The following is a 19,015-nucleotide window of genomic DNA, read 5'->3' as shown; positions in this document are numbered from 1 at the left end:
AGGAGACTGCGCGAAGCAACGGCAGCGACCCGCAGGTCAGGCCAACGTCACCGACAGGCCGGACCCGTTGGAGGACACCGCGACCGACAGCATGTCCGGCACCCTCGGCAGGCCCTCGGCCGCCTCGCCCTTGTAGTCGCCCACGACCACCGTCGACGCACCCGCGGCCACCGCCGAGACCAGACCCGCCGGCGCGTCCTCGAACACCACCGCCTCCGACGCATCGAACCCCAGCGCCTTCGCCGCCAGCATGTACGGCTGCGGATGCGGCTTGCCCCTGGTCACATCGTCAGCGGCCACCAGGATCTTCGGCAGCGGAATCCCCACCGCCGCAAGCCGACGCACCGTCAGCGCCCGCGTCGCCGACGTCACCACCGCCCACCGGTCGCGGTCCAGGCCCCGCAGCAGCGCCGCCGCCCCCGGGACCTCACTGATCCCGTCCGTCCGGTCGATCTCCTCCGCCTCGATCCGGTCCGTCTCCGCCACCACGTCCACCCCGTGCGGCGCGAACTCCGCCACCACCTCGATCGTCGGCCGCCCGTGCGCCACCGCCAGGATCGCCGAAGCCTCCAGGCCGTGCCGCGCGGCGAACCGCCCCCACGCCCGCTCCACCGACGCCGTCGAATCGACCAGCGTCCCGTCCATGTCGAACAGCAGCACCGAAGCCGCCAGCACCGAATCGCCCATGCCTACCCCTCCTCGAATCACTGGACCTGGACGCTACCAACGGAACATGACGGCCACGCTAACTCTCACGAAGGATTCGCGCCCGCCCGCCGTGAGCCCCCGCCGCCCGCAGATAACGGTTGCGCGAAACCGGACCACCACTTACCGTCGACACCGTGCCAGCACTCATCCTCCCCACTGCGCGCGTCGGACCCTCCTACACCGCGGGCGTCCGCGAATTCCTCGCCGAAGGCCGCGGCGGACCCGACGACCGCTCCCTCCTCGGCGACCTCCTCCGCGAGGCCGGGCACCCCGACGGCACCCCGACATGGATCGAACGCGCCCTCGCCTTCGAGCACCGCCTCAGCACCCACCCGCCCGCCCACTTCGTCCCCTCCACCACCTACTGGTGGACCGACGGCGACACCTACCTCGGCCGCATCAACCTCCGGCACCGCCTCAACGAGCAGCTCAGCGAGATCGGCGGCCACATCGGCTACGACGTGCGCCCCACCGCCCGCAGGCAGGGCCACGCCACCGCCATGCTCGCCGCCGTCCTGCCCATCGCCGCCGCCCTCGGCATCGACAAGGCACTCATCACCTGCGACACCGAGAACACCGCCTCCCGCAAGGTCATCGAAGCCAACGGCGGGGTACTCGAAGACGAACGCGGCGGCAAACTCCGGTACCGGGTGCCGACCGCGCCATAGCACCGCAAGCGCACACAGGTTGGGGGACAAGGTGGGACTCAAACGCGTCGACTACGACCGCACGCAGCACGCCGGATACGCGAAGGGACGCAGGCTCCTGCCCGCGAGCCGCCGCACCTGGCTCCGCGCCTTCCGCGAACACGCCGGCGACCGGCGCATCGGCACCGTCATCGACGTCGGCTCCGGCACCGGGCGGTTCACGCCCGCGCTGGCCGACGAGTTCGGGGCCGACGTGATCGGCGTCGAGCCCTCCGCGCGGATGCGCGAGGTCGCGCATGTCGAGTCATCGCACCCGCTCGTGTCGTACGTGCCGGGTCACGCCGCCGACCTGCCGCTCGAGGACGCGAGCGCCGACCTGGCGTTGATGTTCCTCGTCTGGCACCACGTGCCCGACCGTCCCGCGGCGGCGCGGGAGCTGGCGCGGGTCCTCGCGCCGGGCGCGCGGCTGCTCATGGCGACCACGCTTTCGGACCGACTCAAGGACCTGCTGCTGTACCGGTACTTCCCGCGCACGCGCGAGATCGACGCGGAGGTGTTCCCGACGCTGGAGGAGACGGTGCGCGTGTTCGCCGACGCGGGGTTCGCGTACGCCGGGCTCACCGAGGTGCATCACCGCTCGGCGGACAGCCTCGCCGAATACGCCGGGCGGCAGCGGATGCGTGCACTCTCGGTCTACGAGCACCTCCATGAAGACGAGTACCGGGACGGCCTCGCTGCGCTCGAAGCCGACGCGGTCGCCGAGACCGCGCCGCGCGCGGTCGAATCCGAATGCGACCTGCTCGCGTTCACACGCCAGTGAAGGGCCGGAGCGACTTCCATGTCCGCAATGGTGCGTGCCATGTGACACACCACTGAGGATTCACGTCCGACCGTCGAAGGCGACGAGCCCTCGGGTCCTGCGGTGGCATATGCCATGTGACATTCCACAGGGCCGTGCGAAGTCGTGGTTCCGGCAGCGCCGCATGACATGTGACATGCCACCGGCCGGTGCGCTTCAGTTGCCGTCAGGGCTGACGAGACCGGTGTTGTAGGCGAAGATGACCGCCTGCACCCGGTCCCGGGCGCCGATCTTGGCGAGGATGCGGCCCACGTGCGTCTTCACCGTCGACTCTGCCAGATGGAACCGCTCAGCGATCTCGGAGTTGTTCCAGCCCCGCCCGATCGCCGTCAGGACCTCCTTCTCCCGCTCGGTCAGCACACCGAGCCGTTCGGCCGTCTTCGATGTGTCCTCCTCGCCCTCGACCGGGAACTGGTCGGCGAACCGGTCGAGCAGCCGCCGCGTCAGCTTCGGAGCGACCACCGCATCCCCTGCGGCCACCACGCGGATACCCGCTAGCAGCTCCTCCGGCTGCGCGTCCTTGACCAGGAACCCGCTCGCGCCCGCCCGCAGCGCCGCATACGCGTACTCGTCCAGATCGAACGTGGTCAGCACCAGCACCCGGCTGCGCCCGCCCGCCGCGATGATCCGCCGCGTCGCCTCGATCCCGTCCACCCCCGGCATGCGCACGTCCATGAGCACCACGTCCGGCCCCAGCTCGGTCGCGCGACGCACCGCATCGGCCCCGTTGTCGGCCTCCCCGAGCACCACCAGATCCGGCTGGCTCTCCACCAGCATCCGAAATCCCATGCGCTGCAAAGGATGATCATCAACGATCAGCAACGTCGTCACCGACGCTCCTCTCCATCCCGGGGCAGCCACAACGCGACCCGCCAACCGCCGAGCGCCTCAGGTCCGGCGACCATCGTGCCGCCGAACGCCGCCGCCCGCTCCGACAAGCCTGCCAGACCACGCGCCGTGCCGGCCTCGTCCACCCGGTTCCCGGTGTTGCGCACCGTCACCGACAGGCCCGAATCCCGGTACTCCATCGACACTTCGGCCCGCCGCACACCCGTCGCATGCTTGAACACGTTCGTCAGCGACTCCTGCACCGTCCGGTACACCGCCAGCTGCTGGTTCTCCGACAACGCCAGCGGCTCGCCCGCCACCGACACCGTCACCGGCAGCCCCGCCTCCCGGACCCGCTCGATGAGCGCGTCCAACTCGGCCAGGCCCGGCTGCGGAGCCAACTCCAGGTCCTCGCCCTCCTCGGCCTTGAGCACCGACAGCACGCGCCGCAGCTCCGAGAGCGCCTCCCGGCTCGTGCGCCCGATCGCCTCCAGCGCCTCCTTCGCCTTCTCCGGAGCCGCCGTCGCGGCGTACGCGCCGCCGTCGGCCAGCGCATTGATCACCGCCAGGTTGTGCCCGATGATGTCGTGCATCTCCCGCGCGATCCGGTTGCGCTCCTCCGTCACCGCCTGATGCGCCGCCTGGTCCCGCTCCGCGTGCTGGAACTCCCGGCGCGTGCGCATCAGCATGCCGATCGTCACGACGAACCCGAAGTAGACCGCCCCCGGTGCGAAGTACCCGAGGAATCCGAGCACCGACAGGTCCTGGTTCACCAGCCAGTCGATGAGCGTCGGCACGAGTGAGACCAGCCCCGCCCACCACAGCAGCTTCAGCGGGCGCCGCAGCACCAGGTTGTACAGCACGACCGTGAACGCCAGCGCCCCAGCGGAGTTCACGAACCCGGCGCTCTCCTCGCTGGTGTACCCCATCGGGATCGTGACCGCCAGCGGCACGCACTGGCTCAGGAGCACCGCGAACGGGTACCGGCGCCGCCAGATCGTCGGCACCATGAACATCGCCGCCAGCAGCACCTGCAACAGCGGATCGACCAGGTCGAGATCGCTGGATGCGGCGAGCAGGAGCGCCAGGCCCGCGGGGAACGCGAACAGGAAGAGGGGGAACAGATTCCAAAGCAGCGGATGCCGGGAGTCGAACTCCAGCATCCGCTGCCACATCCCGCGCTTGCGGGGAACGGTCACGGCCTCGGCCACGAGCACATGCTCACACGTCGCGACGCTTGAGCAGCACGCCCGCCAGCCCGTAGGTGACGACCAGCCAGATGCCCATCCACAGCCAGGACTGGCCCAGCGACAGGTCCGCCCCGGCCGGGTCGACCATCGCGAGCGTGTTGGGCACGTTGCCCGGCGTGTACGGCGTCACGTCGCTGACCCAGTTCCACGGCAGCAGGGTCGCCAGCTGCGGCAGGATCATGATGACGCCGATGTAGAACCCGATCGAACCGGCGGAGTTGCGCAGGATCGAACCGATCCCGAGCGCCAGCAGCGCCAGGTACACGATCAACGCCACATACCCGAACAGCGACCTGAGCACCCCGTCGTCCGAAAGGGACACCCCGCCCAGGGCGGAGTCCCCGAACAGCGCCTGCGTCAGGAAGAACGTCAGGAACACCATGACGATGAACATGACCGCGACCACGGCCCCGAACACGGCGGCCTTCGCCCACAGCACCGACAGGCGCTTCGGCGCGGCCGACATCGTGGAACGGATCGAGCCGGTCGTGTACTCGCCGGTCACCGTGAGGATGCCGAGCACCGCCACGAACACCGAGGCGAGCGCGACACCGGACATGGAGGCGCCGATCGCCGTCTCCGCACCGCCGACCATCTCCTCGGTCGGTATGCTCGCCGCGATCAGCGCACCCAGGCCGGCGCTGAACACGGCCGCGCTCAGCAGCACGATCCAGGTCGAGCGCAGCGACCACAGCTTCGTCCACTCCGAACGCAGCAGGCCCACAGCGGAGAGCTTGTAGTTCGCCGGCGGCGTGTAGGCCGCGGGGCGGTCGGTCATCACAGCGGCGGTCATCGGTTCGCCCCTTCATTGGTCTGGCGGTACTCGACCGCGTCGGCGGTCAACTGCATGAACGCGTCCTCAAGGGACCCGCGGTCGGTGCGCAGCTCGTGCAGCACCAGGCCGTGCGCGGCCGCGGTCTGGCCGACAACGGCGGCCTCCGTCCCGGTCACCTCCAGTACCCCGCGCTCGGGGCTCGACACAGTGATCCCGGGCCCTGCCAGGTGCTCGGCCAGCCGCGCCGCATCCGGGGAGACCACCCGCACCTGCGCCTTGCCGTTGCCGGACACGAACGCGTCCACCGTCGTGTCGGCCAGAAGCCGGCCCTGCCCGATCACGATCAGGTGCTCGGCGGTCTGCGCGAGCTCGCTCATCAGGTGCGAGGACAGGAACACCGTCCGGCCCTCGGCCGCGAGGCCCTTGAGCAGCAGGCGGATCCACTTCACGCCGTCCGGGTCGAGGCCGTTCACCGGCTCGTCCAGGATCAGCACGGCCGGGTCCCCGAGCAGCGCCACGGCGATGCCCAGGCGCTGTCCCATGCCGAGGCTGAAGCCGCCGACGCGCTTGCCGGCGACCTCGTGGAGGCCGACGAGGTCCATGACCTCGTTGACGCGGCGCTTCGGGATGCCGTGGGTGCGGGCGAGGGCCAGCATGTGCTTGTAGGCGCTGCGCCCGGCGTGGACGGACTTGGCCTCCAGGAGCGCGCCGACCTCGGTGAGCGGTGAGCGGAACTCGGAGTAGTGCTTCCCGTTGACCCGGGCGAGACCGCTGGTGGGGGCGTCCAGGCCCACGATGGCGCGCATCGTGGTGGACTTCCCGGCGCCGTTGGGGCCGAGGAAGCCGGTGACGACGCCGGGTTTGACGGTGAACGTCAAGTCGTCCACGGCCGTCTTCTTGCCGTAGCGCTTCGTCAAGTGCTCGATCTCGATCATGACCCGAACGCTACGGCCCGCCGCGCGGCGGTTCATCCGTTTCAAGAGCGAACTTCAGGGACGCGAGTGGTACCCAAGTACTACGACTTCGGGTTGGGCACCGAGCCGAAAACCGCCGAACCAGGCGAATAGCACGTCACGCGTCACATATTACCGGTACGGAGCACCCCCGGGAAAACCCTGACACAGGGGTCTGACATGGAGGTTCGCCGAAAGCCTGAGCGGGCCGACCGGGCCGGTCGTTCACTTCGCCTCGGAGTAGCTGTCGACCACCTTGGGCCGCAGCGGGATGCGCACCGGCATGTCGCCGAAGAGCGTTTGCGTGGCGGTGTCGGCGGCCTGTTCGATGACCGCGCCGACCGTGCCGGCGTGCTCGGCCGGGCAGTGGACCACGACCTCGTCGTGCAGGAAGAACACGAGCTCACCGAGGTCGCGCTCGTGCAGCTCGCGCCGCAGCAGCGCCAGCAGGACCAGGGCCCACTCGGCGGCGGTGCCCTGCACGATGAAGTTCCGCGTGAACCGCCCGCGGCCGGTCGCGGCGCGCGTCCCGTCCTCCGAGTTCAGGGTCTGCCACCAGCGCTCGCCCGGGGCGGGCACCGTCCGGCCCAGCCACGTGCGGACCAGCCCGCCCTTCTCGCCGGTGCGCGCGGCGGACTCGACCCGGTGGAACGCCGCCGGGAAGCGGTCCTTCATGAGCTGCACCAGCTGCGCCGCGTCCCCGGCGGTCCCGCCGTACATCGCGGAGATGAGCGCGATCTTCGCCTTCGACCGCTCACCGCCCAGGCGCGGCGCCAGCTCGGTGTACAGGTCGTCGGCGGCCGTGGCCGCGATCATCGCCCGGTCCCCGCTGATGGCCGCGAGAAGCCGCGGCTCGAGCTGCGCCGCGTCGGCCGCGACGAGCTTCCAGCCCGGCTCGGCCCGGATGGCCTCCCTGACCGCGTGGGGCAGCTGCAGTGCCCCGCCGCCATCGGTGCCCCACCGGCCGGTGTCGGCCCCGCCCACCATGTACACGGGCCGGAACCGCCCCCGGTCGGCGAGAGCCGGATCGGCGTCGGCGCCGGGCGTTCCCGCCGCGGAGACCCACGAGTCGGCCCAGTTCCAGCCGAACGCCGACCACACCCGCGCGTGCTCGCGGTACACCTTCAACGCCTCGACCGCCGGATGGTCGACCGAGGCGAGCTCCCAGGAGTGCGTGTTCTTCACGTCGAGCCCGGCCGCGTGGAAGGCCGCGAGGACCTGCTTCGTCGAATCAGGGTTGAGCTGGTGCCCGAACGCGTCGACCACCTTGTCCGCCAGCGCCTGGAGCTTCCTGGGCCGCATGCCCTTGGAAGGGCGCGGCCCGAGCAGGTCGCGCAGGAGGCGGTCGTGCACGCCCCGGTCGAAGGGGACGCCCGTGCGGCTCATCTCGGCCGCGACCAGAGCGCCGGCGGACTCGGCCGCGAGCAGCGTGCCCAGGCCCGCGATATCGGCCGCGGCGGTGCGTCGGCGCTGGTCGAGCCAGGTCGCCTGGAGTCGGACGAGGATCGCGGGTCCGTCGACCGGTTCGGGTTCGCGCTCGAAGAGCGTTCCGGCGTCGGGGTCGGACTCGATGGTCACGGCGGGCGGCTCGCGGCCCTCCACGCGGCAGAGGATGCGCTCGGCGAGCCGCAGGTCGCGGCAGCGGTCGAGGCGGGCGCCGGCCTGCAGCAGCGGTGGATAGTCGCGCGCGGCGTCGGCCAGGACCCAGCGGGGCGATCCCGGATGGCCGTGCCCGAAGTCGGCGCGGCCGGGCTCGTCCGAGCCGGGCCCGGACGGGGATGCCTCGGTGTGTTCCTGCTCGGCGGCACCGGTACTGGCGCGTTGGGAACCGACCGCGGCTTCGGCCCGCCGGCCGCCTTCGCGTTCACGGACTCCCGAGCCGTATTCGCGCTTCGCGTCGGCCTCGATCGCGGTCACCGCTGCGGCCAGGTCCGCGTGGTACGCGACCGCACCGCCGGGAAGGGGCATCGTCCACCCCTCCCCGCCGCGACCGTGCACGAGTGCGACCTCCATGGTGCAAGTGGATCACGCGCCACCGACATCGCGCCCGATCTCGATCCCGTCCGGCGCGGGCGGCGCTGCTCAGGCCCGAGGCACTGTCGCAATCAGGCGAATCCGACTCATGTCGCAAATGCGCCGAGTCCTGTCACACCCGCATGTCAGGGTAGGACCGGGGGCCCATCGGACGGGTACTACGTGACATGTCACATGGCATCGCAGGTAGTGGGCCCGGACCAATGCGGGTAAGGACAGTAGACATACTTTCGTGTCGTCCCGGGTAACCGCTTCGCATGGCATTGATTCTGTGGATCCTCGCGGTCCTTCTCGTCATCTACGGCATCTTCATGATCTTCCGGGGGCAGGTGCTCCTGGGGATCGTGGTGATCATCGTCGGCCTTCTGGTCGGCCCCGGCGGCGTGAGCGTCTTCACCTAGCTCCACTGCCGCGCCGCGCGGTGGCCGCACCCGGCATGCGGCCGCCTCGCGCGACAATGTCCGAACTTCTACAACCGACGGTGCCGGCATCCGCTGCGCGGTGATGGTCCGCCATCACCGCTACGCGGAGTCGCGCACCACCAGCGCAGTCGGAAGGATCTGGAGCGGTTCGACTTCACGGCCTTCCAAGAGCCGCAGCATGGTCCGGGCCATGCTGCGGCCGATCTCTGCGATCGGCTGCCGCACCGTCGTCAGCGGCGGGTCGCAGTACGTCGCCAGCGCGATGTCGTCGAACCCCACCACCGCCACGTCCCCGGGCACGCTTCGCCCCGCCTCTCGCAGGGCCTGGAGCGCGCCGTGCGCCATGAGGTCCGAGGCCACGAACACCGCGTCCAGATCGGGTTCGTCCGCGAGGAGCTGCCGCATCGCCGCGTGCCCCGACTCCGCCGTGAAGTCCCCGACCGCGACGATCGCACGCCGGTCCGCGGCCGCGAGCGCCTGCCGGTAGCCATCGAGGCGCGCCCGCCCCGCCACCATGTCCTGGGGCCCTGCCACCGTCGCGATTCGCCTGCGGCCCTTGGCGAGCAGGAACTCCACCGCCGCTTTCACACCGCCGATGTGGTCGACGTCGATGCACGGCGCGGCCAGGTGCGGCAGCCCGTTGCACACCACCGGAACGCCGCGCCGCAGCATCAGCTCGGGCAGCAGGTCGGCGTCGTGCAGCGAGGCGAACATGACCCCGTCGACGTGCCCGCCGACCGCGTACCGCTCGGCGCGCGACCGCGCCTCCGCCGAACCGGTCGTCAAGAGCACCAGCAGTTTCCCGGCCGCGTCGAGCTCGCCGGCGACGCCGCGGATGACGCTGGGGAAGAACTGGTCGTCCGAGAAGACCCGGTTCGGCGACTCGGGGAGGATGAGCGCCACCGAATCGGTCCGGTGGGTCACCAGCGACCGCGCGGCGGCGTGCGGCACGTACCCGAGTTCGGCCGCCGCCGCCTCCACGGCCTGACGCAGGTCTTCGGCGACCGTGGTCTGCCCGTTGACGACGCGCGAGACCGTCGCGCGCGAAACCCCCGCCCGCTCGGCGACCTCCTCCAGCGTGGGTCGCCCGGTGCGGGGCCCCCGCACCGGCCCGCCGCCGGTCACCGCCTCCGCTCGCCGCATGCCTCCGCCTCCGTACGTCTCAGCCCTTGACCGCGCCCTGCATGATCCCGCTGATCATGTACTTGCCCAAGAGCGCGAACACCGCCAGCAGAGGAAGCGTAGCCAGCATGGTCCCGGTCAGCACCAACGCCTGGTCGGTGACGTACCCGCCGCTGAGCGTCGACAGCGCGACCTGCACGGTCTGCCGCTCGGGACTGGAGAGCACGATGAGCGGCCAGAAGTAGTCGTTCCAGGAGGTCAGGAAGGTGAGCACGCCGAGCACCACGGCCGCGGGCCGCGCGGCGGGCATGACGATCTGCCAGAAGATCCGGAACGTCGAGGCGCCGTCCATCCTGGCCGACTCGATGAGCGACCCCGGCAGGGCGCCGCGCAGGTACTGGGTCATGAAGAAGACCCCGAAGGCGCTCACCAGGCCCGGCGCGATGACCGCCCACAGCGTGTCCGTCCACTCCAGCTCGATCATGAGCATGAACAGCGGGATCACGCCCAGCTGCACCGGCACCATCATCGTCGCGACCACTGCCAGCAGCAGCACCTTGGCGCCCTTGAATTCGAGCTTCGCGAACGCGAACCCGGCGAGCGTCGAGAAGAACACGACCGACGCGGTCACCGAGACGCTCACGACCGCCGAGTTCCACAGCGCGGTGCCGAACGGCACCGTCGCGAAGACCCGCTCGACGTTCGCCACGAGGTTCGCCCCCGGCAGCACCGGCGGGGGGACCTGCGCGAGCGCCGAGTTGTCGCGGGAGGCGACGACCAAGCTGTAGTACAGCGGGAAGCCCGAGAAGAACAGCACCGCCACCAGCGTGAGGTAGGCGAGGCGGCCCGGCTGCTCGCGCAGGGCCCGCATCCGGGCCCGGGCCCGGTGGGCCGGCCGGCCCGGCAAGGCTGTGCGGCCGGCCCATCGGGAGTCGGAGGCCGGCGCGGGTGCGTCGGCGAGGTCGGGGCGGGTCATGAAGCGCTCCTGATGCGGCGGATGAACAGGTAGTTGAGGAGGGCGACGACGATGATGACGAGGAACATCGTCCACGCGACCGCGGAGGCGTAGCCGAACGCGAAGCCGCGGTTGAAGCCGTGCTCGTAGAGGTAGAGCGTGAGGGTCTGGAACTGCCGGGAGGCGCCGCCGGTGACGCCGTTCGGCCCGCCGCCGCCGAACAGCTGCGGCTCGGCGAAGATCTGCAGCCCGTAGATGGTCGAGACGATCACCGTGAACACGATGGTGGGCCGGATCATCGGCACGGTGACGTGGAACAGCTGCTGCATCCGCGACGCGCCGTCGAGGTGCGCGGCCTCGTAGACCTCGCGCGGGACGGCCTGCATCGCGGCGAGGTAGATGAGGGCGTTGTAGCCGGTCCACTTCCACGCCACCATGACCGCGATGGCGATATGTGACGTGGCACTGCCGGTCTGCCAGTCGACGCGCCCGGCCCCGAGGGATTCGAGGACCCAGTTGACCAGCCCGAAGTCGCGGCCGAACAGCTGGCTGAAGATGACGGCGACGGCCACCACTGAGGCGACGTTCGGCAGCAGCATCCCCATGCGCCAGAACGTCTGCCCGCGCAGCCGCAGCGTCAGCAGATGCGCCAGGAGCAGTGCCGCCAGCAGCTGCGGGACCGTGGCGAGCAGCAGGATGGACAGCGTGTTGCCCAGGGCGTTCCAGAAGTACGGGTCGCTCAGGAGGGCCTGGTAGTTGCCCAGGCCCAAGAAGGTGTGCTCGTCCGACAGGAGGCTCCAGTCGTGTGCGGACACCCAGGCGGTGTAGCCGAGCGGGAAGAGCCCGAACACGGCGAAGAGCGCGAAGAACGGGGCGATGTACAGGTACGGCGAGGCCTTGAGGTCGAGGCGGTAGCGCAGGTGCTGGAAGCGCCGGCGCTCGGGGCGCGGGCGGCCTGCGGTGGGGGAGGAGCGGCCGGTCGGGTCGGCGGCCGGCTTGGCGGCGATGGTCATCGGGTCGCTTTCGGGTTCGCAGGGAGCGGGACCGGGCCACTCGGTGCCCGGTCCCGCTCCCTTTGGGGGCTAGAACGATTCGAGGTCGCTGAGGACCTGGCTCCAGGCCTCCTCGGGTGTCTGGCTGCCGTCCTCGATGCGGCCGAGGCCCTGGCCGATCGTCGCGAGCACGTCGCCCTGGAGCGGGCCCTGGTACTGCGGCTCGACCGCCTGGGCGGCGGCGGTGAAGATCTGGCCGACCGGTGCGTCGTTGAAGTACGCCTTCGTCATGCCGGTGAGCGCCTCGTCCTCGTACAGCTCCGGTGTGGACGGGAAGTTCCCGGTCGATTCGAAGACCTTGAGCTGCTGCTCGGGAGCGGTGAGCCACTCGATGAACGCGTAGGCCTCCTCGGGGTGGTCGCCCTGCGCGGGCAGCACGAGGTGCGACCCGCCCATGTTCCCGGCGCCGCCGGGCACCGTGGCGATGTCCCACAGCCCGACCGAGTCGGGCGCGTTCGTCTCGATGTAGGAGGTCATCCAGGCCGGGCAGATGATGGTCGCGAAGGTGCCCTCGTTGAACCCGGCGTTCCATTCGGGCGTCCACGCCTGCAGGCGGTTGGACATGCCCGCCTCGATGGCCTCGACGGTGAGGTCCCAGGCCTGGCCGATGGCGGGGTTGGACTCGACGACGAGGTTGTCCTCGCGGTCGTACACGCCCTCGTCGGCCTGTTCGACCATGGCGCGGAACATGTTCCCGGAGGACTCGAAGAAGTAGTCGCCGCCGGTCGCCGCCGAGTACTGGCGGCCCACGTCGACGTAGTCCTCCCAGGACTCCGCCCACAGTGCCGAGACCTCGTCGCGTTCGACCGGGAGGCCGGCCTGCTCGAAGAGGTCGCGGCGGTAGCACATGGCCATGCCGCCGACGTCGGTGCCGAGCCCGATGAGGGACTCGCCGTCCTTGGCGAGCGCCTGCTGCCACTTCCAGTCGAGCCATTGGCCTTCGAGGTCGGCCGCGCCGAGGTCGAGGAGGTTGTGGAAGCGGTCGGGCTGGGCCGTGTACTGGGAGATGTAGCCGACCTCGACGGCTTCGATGTCGGCGGTGCCCGAGCCGGTGGCGAGGTGGGTGGTCAGGTTGGTGTGGTGGTCGGCGAACTCGGCGATGCGCTCCTCGAACTCGATCTCGGGGTGCAGCTTCGAGTACTCCTCGTAGAGGGGCCCGAATCCGAAGTCGCCGAACAGGCCGACGCTGAGGGTGATCTTGCCGTCGTCGTCCCCGGCGTCGGCGCATGCGGCGGTCAGCGCGAGTGCCGCGGCGGCGGCTCCCGCCATGGCGGCTCGGATCGGTCTGGTGTTCATCGCTGTGGTTCTCCACTGTGTTCGCTGGATGGGTGAGGGGTCCGCGCCCCGCGTCGGTCGCGGGGTGCGGGTGGCGGCTCGGGCGCTGCCGTGGCGGCCGGGCCGGGCTTGTTCCGGGTCGAGAGAGCGCTCTCTGGCCCGGATCGCGGGCCCCGAAGTCATCTGCTGCGCCTCGGGGCCTTGCGAAGTGGTGGTGGTGTACTGGCGCGTCACGCGTGACATGTCATATGCCACTGCCGCGGGGGAGTTGGCGGGAGGGCGCGGCCGTGCGGAAGGAGGACACGGCCGCGCCGTTCGGATCAATGTCTGAAATGGAACTCCTGCACGGACACGAAGTCCTGCGGCTGGCCGGAGGTGAAGGTGAGGAACACGTCGTGGGTGCCGGTCACCGATGCCACGTTCCCGGGCACGTCGCGCCAGGAGGTCCAGCCGCCGGTGTTCGCGATCGCGAACGATCCGATCGGATTCGCGGTGGCTGAGTCGATGCGGACCTCGACGAGCCCGCTCACCCCGCCTCCGGCCCCGGAGGCGACCCGGGCCGTGAAGTCCAGCGGGCTCGTCGCCCCGAAGTCCACGTCGTCGAAGCGGACCCAGTCGCCGTTGCCGAGCGGGCCGATCGACGAGCCGCCGGCCGTCGCGCCCGAGCCAGCGTCGAACGACGCCGCCTCGATCGCCGTGTACGCGTCGCGCGCACCGCCGGGTCCGCCGGTCGTCGGCGGGTCGGTCGGTTCGCCGGTGCCGCCGCCAGCGGCCGTGAACACCCGCACGTAGTCGACGAGCATCGAATGCCCCGGCACCGTCGCCGCGGTGGGCGTGGCGCGCCCGGACACGCCGTCGGGGAAGGCCCCGCCGATCGCCAGGTTCAGCAGCAGGAAGTACCCGGCGTGGTCGGTCATCTGCGCCCACGTGTCCGCCGGCAGGTCGCCCTCGTCGATGGTGTGGAACAGCGTCCCGTCCACGTACCAGCGCAGCTGGCCCGCCGGTCCCGACTCGTCCCACTCCATCCCGTAGGTGTGGAAGCCGGTGTGGCACGAACCGCCGCAGTAGGTCTGCCCGGCGAGCCCGTTGAACTCGTTGCACGGCCCGCCCGGGGCCACGCCGCAGTGGAGCGTCCCGAACGTCCAGTCCAGACCGTTGACGTTCTCCATGAGGTCGATCTCGCCGATGCCCGGCCAGTTCCAGTGGTTGCCGCGGAACGGCGCCCCCATGGACCAGAACGCGGGCCAGTAGCCGAGGGCCGCCTCACCGGTCACCTGCGGCAGCTGGAGCCGCCCCTCGACCTTGAGCGTCCCGCCCGACGGCGGTTTGAAGTCGGCCCGGACGGTCTCGATCCGCGCTGAGGTCCACTGCCCGGCCGCGTCGCGCAGGGCGGTGATCTCGAGGTTCCCGTTGCCGTCCATGGAGACGTTCGCCGGGTTGTCGGTGTGGGCGGCGATCTCGCCGGTGCCCCAGTTCGCGGGCCCGCCGGGGTAGCCGTGCCCGATGTCGTAGATCCAGTTCGCGGTCGAAGGCTGCGATCCGTTCGCGCCGTTGAACTCGTCGGACCAGACCAGGTCCCAGGCCTGGGCGGCCCCGGGGGCCTCTTGGGCGCCGGCGTTCACGACGGTGAGGCCCGCCGCCGCGATCACCGCCGCGCCCGCGGAGAGGGCGGCGAGTACTCGGGCGAGCCTGCGCCGTGACGATCGTCTGGAGGGATGCTGTCGTTCGGAGGTCTGCACTCGTGCCATGACGGCTCCTTTGCCGAGGGTCAGAGAGATCGCTCTCTCACGTCTGATCTGGCTCCAGATCGACCATGAGAGAGCGCTCTCTCATTCGGTTCAGGATTCATTACTACCGAACGAATCGGTACATGTCAATGGGTCGTGGCCGAACCGTTATCGGCCGGGGCGCTCATCGCCGCAGGTAAGCCCTTGCAGCCCAGGGTGAACGGTCACTTCGTGCCGAGGCGGCTTCAACCCGTTTCGTCGCCCTCGCCCTGCGGCGGCTGCCGCGCGCGCGAGCGCCGCTGCAGATCGCCCATCCGGGCCTGCCGCTCCCGCCGCAACCGCTCCAGGCGCCGCTGCCGCTCCCGCAGCTCCTCGGGCGACTCCGTGCCGCCCAGCATCCGCTTCTCGAGCCACTCCACGTGCTCGGCGTGCGCCGCCGCGTTGATCGCCCGCACGTCCTGGTAGGTGCCCCGAAGCGACTCCATCCGCTGCAACGCGTCATGGCACTGCGCCAGCAGGATCTCGATGTCGGCGTTCTCGGACGGGTCCGCGTCCGCACGACGCGCCTCGAGCCACGCGATGCCCTCCCGCAGCTTCTCGCGGGCCTTGAGATTGTGCATCGCCAGGTCCTCCACGAGCCGGTCGGTCGTCTCGAGGAAGTTCAGGTGAGGATCGGGGCGGTCGTCGGAGCCCATGGGGCCGTCCTTCCACGAGGAGGTGCCTCTACCCCCTCTACCATACGGGCGCGGCTACGATCATCCTTCACCGCGCGACCGATTCACCCCGAAGTCTGAGGCCCAGTGGAACCCATCGAGACCGTCATCGACACGCTCGCCCAGACCCAGGACGCCCCGCCCGTCTGGGTCATGTTCGCCTGCCTGGCGGCCGCGGCCGCCGCCGTCCTCTACACGCCCGTGTGGCGCTGGACCCGCGGCCTGGTCACCATCGCGCACGAAGGCGGCCACGCGCTCATGGCGGTCCTCATGCGCCGCCGCCTCACCGGCATCCGCCTCCACGCCGACACCTCGGGCCTCACGTTCTCGCGCGGCCGGCCCACCGGATTCGGCGCGGCCATGACCCTCTTCGCCGGCTACATCGCCCCCGCCGCCCTCGGCCTCCTCGCCGCCGCCCTCACCGGCGCCGGGCGCATCGTCCTGCTCCTGTGGATCACGTTGGGGCTGCTGGCGGTCATGCTCGTCTTCATCCGCAACTGGTACGGCGCGCTGGCGCTGATCGTGGTCGGCGCGGGCGTCTTCGCCGCCACCTGGTACGGCAACGCGATCGTGCAGACCGTCGCGGCCTACGTGGGGGCCTGGCTGCTGCTGCTCGGGTCGGTGAAGCCGGTGCTGGAGCTGGGCTCGCGCCGCCGGCGCCGCAGGCACGGCGCGGGCCAGTCCGACGCCGACCAGCTCGCCGGGATCACCGCGATGCCCGCCGGCGGCTGGATCTTCCTGTTCGCCCTCGCGACGATCGCGTCGGCGCTGTGGGGCACCTACATGCTCCTGCCCGTCGACACGTGGGTCAGCGCCGCGTAGCGTCCTCCGGCGCGGACGCCCGGGTCCGGTTCAGCGCAGGTGCCGCTTGGTCCGCGCCGTCGGCGCCACCGAATACGGGTCCTCGGGCCAGGGGTGCTTCGGGTAGCGGCCGCGCATCTCCTTGCGCACGTCCTGGTAGGGCCCTTCCCAGAACGAGCGGAGGTCGGCGGTGACCGCGAGCGGCCGCCCGGCCGGGCTCAGCAGGTGCAGCAGCACCGGCACGCCCGCGATGCGCGGGGTGTCGACGGCTCCGAACATCTCCTGGAGCTTGACGGCGAGCACCGGGGTCTCGCCGGAGTAGTCGACGCGGGCCTCGCGGCCGGTGGGCACCGCGAGCGCTTCGGGCGCGGTGTCGTCGATGCCCGCCTGCCACGGCAGGAGGTTCCGCAGCGCCTGGCCGACCGGGATGCGCTCCACATCGGATCTGCTGCGGGCCCGGGACCACCACGGCTCGAGCCAGTCGGTGCCGGCCGTGAGCGCCGCGTCCGACACGTCGGCCCACGGTTCGCCGATCGCCCTGTGGCAGAACGCCATGCGTTCGCGCAGCCGCTTGGCATCCTCCGACCAGCGGAGCAGGCCGAGGCCTTCGCGCCGCAGCCCTTCGGCGAGGGCCGCGGCGACGAGGGCGGGGTCGGCTCGGCGCAGCGGCTCCGCGGACACCTCGATCGCGCCGAGCGAGCGCACACGGCGCGCGGCCACGTCCCGGCGCTCGGGGTCCCACTCGACGCGTTCGGTCATGGTGTCGCCCACCAGCTCGCAGGCGAGCTCCCCGTCGATCGGGACGGCCGCGCGGATGATCGCGGCGGCGCGGCCGGGGGAGCGGTCGGCGTCGGCGATGGCGAGCCACGCGCTCCCGGCGAGCGGTGAGCTTTCGGCGGCGACCGCGCCGGTACCGGCGACAGTGCGCCACTGGCCTGCACTGGCCGTCCCGCCGGGCCGGTTCGCCTCGTTGGCCCGGCCGCGGATCGGTGTGAACGCCGCGCCCGCTTGGCGTTTGGCGACTCGCTCGGGGAAGGCGAGCGCGATGACGGTGGCGGCGGCTTCATCGTCGCCGACCGCAGAGCGCTGCGTTGACGGACGCGACGCGGACCCGGCAGCGCGGGCGGACGTGCGGCCCTGCGGCGCTGTGTCCGCGCCGTCGGCGATCCGGGCGCTCGACAGGGCCCGTTTCAGGCGCTTGACCTCGGACTCCCACTGGCGGTCGCGGCTGGTGCGGAGTTGGCGCCACTGTGCGAGGAGGTCGTCGCCTCGTGTGCGGCGATCGAGGTTGAGGAGTGCGGCGACTTCGGTCGCCTTCTCGGCGCCGATCCGCGCGGCACCGTCCACGAGTGCGCGGGCGAGCCGCGGGTGGACCCCCATGCGGGCGAGGGCCCGGCCCCGGGCGGTGGCCGCGCCGTCGTCGATGGCGCCCAACGAGCGCAGGGTCGCCTCGGCCGCTTCGATGGCGCCGGCGGGCGGCCGGCCCGGCAGGGTCAGGTCCGCCACCGGGGTGCCCCAGCAGGCGGCTTGGAGGCGGAACGCGGTGAGGTCGGAGCAGGCGATGTCCGGGGCGGGCTGGGCCTGGCGGCGGAGGTGCTCGGCTTCGCTCCAGCAGCGCCAGACCGCGCCGGGGCCTTCGCGGCCGGCCCGGCCCGCGCGCTGGTCGGCCGCGGCGCGGGAGGCGTAGGCGGTGGTCAGGCCCGGTAGGCCGCGGGCGTGGTCGATGAGGGGGCGGCGGGCGAGACCGGCGTCGACCACAATGCGCACTCCGGGCACGGTGAGGCTGGACTCGGCGATGTCGGTGGAGAGGACGATCCGGCGGCGCTGCACGCTCGCCGTGAGCGCGCGGTCCTGGTCGGCCGCCGACACCGAGCCGTGCAATTGATATATATCGACACCGAGGTTTTCGGTTGTCAAGTGGGACAACCGCTCGGCGACGCGACGAATCTCGGCGGCGCCGGGAAGGAAGACGAGGACGTCGCCGTCGTCGGCGTCGAGGGCGCGTTCGACCGTGTGGGCCACGTGCGCGAGGAACCTCGGGTCGACCCGCATGCCGTCAGGGGCGTTGACGCGCTCTCGCGGTGGGGCCCAATGCATTTGGACCGGGTGGCGCATGGGCTCGGAGCTCACGGCGGGCGCCGGCTCGTCCCCGGTGCCGAGCAGGGTGGTCCAGAGGCCGATGTCGGCGGTCGCGGAGGCGGCGACCAGGCCGAGTTCGGGGCGCAGGATCTGGCGGGTCTCGGCGAGGAACGCGCAGGCGGTGTCGGTCTCGAGGTGGCGCTCGTGGCATTCGTCGAGCACCACGAGGTCGACGCCGGGGAGTTCGGGGTCGGCGATGAGCCGGTTGAGGAGGACGCCGGTGGTCACGACCTCGACGCGCGTGGCGGCGGACCGGCGGGCCTCGCCGCGGATCTGGTAGCCGACGCGTTCGCCGACCTGCTCGCCGAGGATCGCGGCCATGCGCGCGGCGGCGGCCCTGGTGGCGAGCCGCCGCGGTTCGGCCACGAGGACGCGGCGCTGTGGCATATCACGTGTCACGCGTGACGCGGCATCCCCTGATGCGGGGATGAGGCCGGCCAGGGCGAGCGGTGCGAGCGTGGTCTTGCCGGTGCCGGGCGGCGCGGCGAGCACCGCGGTCCCGGTGCGCGCCACGGCCTCCAGGAGCGCGGGCAGGGCATCGCGGATCGGCAGGTCGGGCAGCGCGGGCGGTTGCGGCATGCCGACCATTCTCGCCGAGGCCCCTCGCGCCCGGCGGCCGGACGAGGTGAGCGCGCGCACGCCGGGCGGCCTCGCGGGCGCAAGCTGCGGTGCTGCGCAACGTGAGCGGCGGTTCGCGACAAATCGGGCGTCGCGAGCGCCCCCGAATCAACAGTGCCCGAAGGGTACGACATGGT

At 71.4% G+C, this 19,015-nt stretch carries 17 protein-coding genes; 4 read left to right on the top strand and 13 right to left on the bottom strand.

The annotated features are described in order from the left end of the window. Positions 1 to 36 precede the first annotated feature (36 nt). On the bottom strand, positions 37 to 687 hold the full coding sequence (locus tag AB0I03_RS04810) for an HAD-IA family hydrolase (protein ID WP_360406464.1): 651 nt from the start codon (positions 685 to 687) through the stop codon (positions 37 to 39). A 155-nt stretch (positions 688 to 842) separates the two neighbouring features. Here AB0I03_RS04810 and AB0I03_RS04805 point away from each other — a divergent pair, with 155 nt between their 5' ends. Together AB0I03_RS04805 and AB0I03_RS04800 are read left to right on the top strand one after the other, a co-directional pair. Next, positions 843 to 1,376 (top strand): GNAT family N-acetyltransferase, encoded by a 534-nt coding sequence (locus AB0I03_RS04805; RefSeq protein ID WP_360406461.1) that lies wholly within the window; start codon positions 843 to 845, stop codon positions 1,374 to 1,376. A gap of 31 nt (positions 1,377 to 1,407) precedes the next feature. Continuing rightward, entirely contained in the window at positions 1,408 to 2,175 is a 768-nt protein-coding gene (locus tag AB0I03_RS04800) for a class I SAM-dependent methyltransferase (protein WP_360406458.1), read from the top strand. A 195-nt stretch (positions 2,176 to 2,370) separates the two neighbouring features. Here the strand turns inward: AB0I03_RS04800 and AB0I03_RS04795 are convergent, their stop codons facing one another. The 5 genes from AB0I03_RS04795 to AB0I03_RS04775 form a co-directional block, all read right to left on the bottom strand. Next, entirely contained in the window at positions 2,371 to 3,045 is a 675-nt protein-coding gene (locus AB0I03_RS04795; protein ID WP_360406456.1) for a response regulator transcription factor, read from the bottom strand. Then, positions 3,042 to 4,253 (bottom strand): sensor histidine kinase, encoded by a 1,212-nt coding sequence (locus tag AB0I03_RS04790; RefSeq protein WP_360406453.1) that lies wholly within the window; start codon positions 4,251 to 4,253, stop codon positions 3,042 to 3,044. Before AB0I03_RS04790 ends, AB0I03_RS04795 begins: the two co-directional genes overlap by 4 nt. 10 nt (positions 4,254 to 4,263) lie before the next feature. Then, entirely contained in the window at positions 4,264 to 5,085 is an 822-nt protein-coding gene (locus AB0I03_RS04785; protein ID WP_360406450.1) for an ABC transporter permease subunit, read from the bottom strand. Continuing rightward, positions 5,082 to 6,002 carry an ABC transporter ATP-binding protein gene (locus tag AB0I03_RS04780; protein ID WP_360406447.1) on the bottom strand — a complete coding sequence of 307 codons (921 nt, stop codon included), beginning with the start codon at positions 6,000 to 6,002 and terminating at the stop codon, positions 5,082 to 5,084. The genes AB0I03_RS04785 and AB0I03_RS04780 overlap by 4 nt, the downstream gene beginning before the upstream one ends. A 243-nt stretch (positions 6,003 to 6,245) precedes the next feature. After that, a complete protein-coding gene (locus AB0I03_RS04775) occupies positions 6,246 to 8,033 on the bottom strand; it encodes a bifunctional 3'-5' exonuclease/DNA polymerase (protein WP_360406444.1) in 1,788 nt (595 codons plus the stop codon). Positions 8,034 to 8,311: 278 nt separating this feature from the next. Here AB0I03_RS04775 and AB0I03_RS04770 point away from each other — a divergent pair, with 278 nt between their 5' ends. Further along, positions 8,312 to 8,455 (top strand): GPGG-motif small membrane protein, encoded by a 144-nt coding sequence (locus AB0I03_RS04770; RefSeq protein WP_270110005.1) that lies wholly within the window; start codon positions 8,312 to 8,314, stop codon positions 8,453 to 8,455. Positions 8,456 to 8,575: 120 nt separating this feature from the next. Here AB0I03_RS04770 and AB0I03_RS04765 read toward each other — a convergent pair whose 3' ends face one another. The 6 genes from AB0I03_RS04765 to AB0I03_RS04740 all read right to left on the bottom strand — a co-directional run bounded on the left by AB0I03_RS04765 (position 8,576) and on the right by AB0I03_RS04740 (position 15,302). Further along, positions 8,576 to 9,619: a LacI family DNA-binding transcriptional regulator gene (locus tag AB0I03_RS04765; protein ID WP_360406441.1), complete on the bottom strand. Its 1,044-nt coding sequence runs from the start codon at positions 9,617 to 9,619 to the stop codon at positions 8,576 to 8,578. Positions 9,620 to 9,638: 19 nt separating this feature from the next. After that, positions 9,639 to 10,469, bottom strand: a complete 831-nt coding sequence (locus tag AB0I03_RS04760) for a carbohydrate ABC transporter permease (protein ID WP_360408086.1) — start codon at positions 10,467 to 10,469, stop codon at positions 9,639 to 9,641. A gap of 101 nt (positions 10,470 to 10,570) precedes the next feature. Beyond that, the gene (locus AB0I03_RS04755; RefSeq protein WP_360406438.1) at positions 10,571 to 11,566 is read right to left on the bottom strand and encodes a sugar ABC transporter permease; all 996 of its coding nucleotides are present in this window, start codon (positions 11,564 to 11,566) and stop codon (positions 10,571 to 10,573) included. Between the two features lie 69 nt (positions 11,567 to 11,635). After that, complete coding sequence (locus AB0I03_RS04750) at positions 11,636 to 12,901, bottom strand: extracellular solute-binding protein (protein WP_360406435.1); 1,266 nt, start codon at positions 12,899 to 12,901, stop codon at positions 11,636 to 11,638. A gap of 299 nt (positions 12,902 to 13,200) precedes the next feature. Further along, the gene (locus AB0I03_RS04745) at positions 13,201 to 14,628 is read right to left on the bottom strand and encodes a glycoside hydrolase family 16 protein (protein ID WP_360406432.1); all 1,428 of its coding nucleotides are present in this window, start codon (positions 14,626 to 14,628) and stop codon (positions 13,201 to 13,203) included. 224 nt (positions 14,629 to 14,852) lie between these two features. Further along, complete coding sequence (locus tag AB0I03_RS04740; RefSeq protein ID WP_360406429.1) at positions 14,853 to 15,302, bottom strand: hypothetical protein; 450 nt, start codon at positions 15,300 to 15,302, stop codon at positions 14,853 to 14,855. 105 nt (positions 15,303 to 15,407) lie between these two features. Between AB0I03_RS04740 and AB0I03_RS04735 the strand changes: the two genes are divergently transcribed. After that, positions 15,408 to 16,142, top strand: a complete 735-nt coding sequence (locus tag AB0I03_RS04735; RefSeq protein ID WP_360406426.1) for a M50 family metallopeptidase — start codon at positions 15,408 to 15,410, stop codon at positions 16,140 to 16,142. A 30-nt stretch (positions 16,143 to 16,172) separates the two neighbouring features. Here AB0I03_RS04735 and hrpB read toward each other — a convergent pair whose 3' ends face one another. Further along, a complete protein-coding gene (hrpB, locus tag AB0I03_RS04730; protein ID WP_360406423.1) occupies positions 16,173 to 18,839 on the bottom strand; it encodes an ATP-dependent helicase HrpB in 2,667 nt (888 codons plus the stop codon). Between the last annotated feature and the right edge of the window lie 176 nt (positions 18,840 to 19,015).

The sequence above is a fragment of the Glycomyces sp. NPDC021274 genome (assembly GCF_040641195.1).
Lineage (GTDB): Bacteria > Actinomycetota > Actinomycetes > Mycobacteriales > Micromonosporaceae > Glycomyces.
The sequence above is the reverse complement of the archived record's forward strand: the minus strand, read 5'-3'. Positions and strand labels throughout refer to the sequence as shown.

Bases quoted from the DNA above. Each gene is read 5' to 3' on its own strand.
- AB0I03_RS04810 (WP_360406464.1), bottom strand. From the start codon at position 687: ATGGGCGATTCGGTGCTGGCGGCTTCGGTGCTGCTGTTCGACATGGAC.
- AB0I03_RS04785 (WP_360406450.1), bottom strand. From the start codon at position 5,085: ATGACCGCCGCTGTGATGACCGACCGCCCCGCGGCCTACACGCCGCCG.
- AB0I03_RS04780 (WP_360406447.1), bottom strand. From the start codon at position 6,002: ATGATCGAGATCGAGCACTTGACGAAGCGCTACGGCAAGAAGACGGCC.
- AB0I03_RS04775 (WP_360406444.1), bottom strand. From the start codon at position 8,033: ATGGAGGTCGCACTCGTGCACGGTCGCGGCGGGGAGGGGTGGACGATG.
- AB0I03_RS04770 (WP_270110005.1), top strand. From the start codon at position 8,312: ATGGCATTGATTCTGTGGATCCTCGCGGTCCTTCTCGTCATCTACGGC.
- AB0I03_RS04765 (WP_360406441.1), bottom strand. From the start codon at position 9,619: ATGCGGCGAGCGGAGGCGGTGACCGGCGGCGGGCCGGTGCGGGGGCCC.
- AB0I03_RS04760 (WP_360408086.1), bottom strand. From the start codon at position 10,469: ATGCGGGCCCTGCGCGAGCAGCCGGGCCGCCTCGCCTACCTCACGCTG.
- AB0I03_RS04755 (WP_360406438.1), bottom strand. From the start codon at position 11,566: ATGACCATCGCCGCCAAGCCGGCCGCCGACCCGACCGGCCGCTCCTCC.
- AB0I03_RS04750 (WP_360406435.1), bottom strand. From the start codon at position 12,901: ATGAACACCAGACCGATCCGAGCCGCCATGGCGGGAGCCGCCGCCGCG.
- AB0I03_RS04745 (WP_360406432.1), bottom strand. From the start codon at position 14,628: ATGGCACGAGTGCAGACCTCCGAACGACAGCATCCCTCCAGACGATCG.
- AB0I03_RS04740 (WP_360406429.1), bottom strand. From the start codon at position 15,302: ATGGGCTCCGACGACCGCCCCGATCCTCACCTGAACTTCCTCGAGACG.
- hrpB (WP_360406423.1), bottom strand. From the start codon at position 18,839: ATGCCGCAACCGCCCGCGCTGCCCGACCTGCCGATCCGCGATGCCCTG.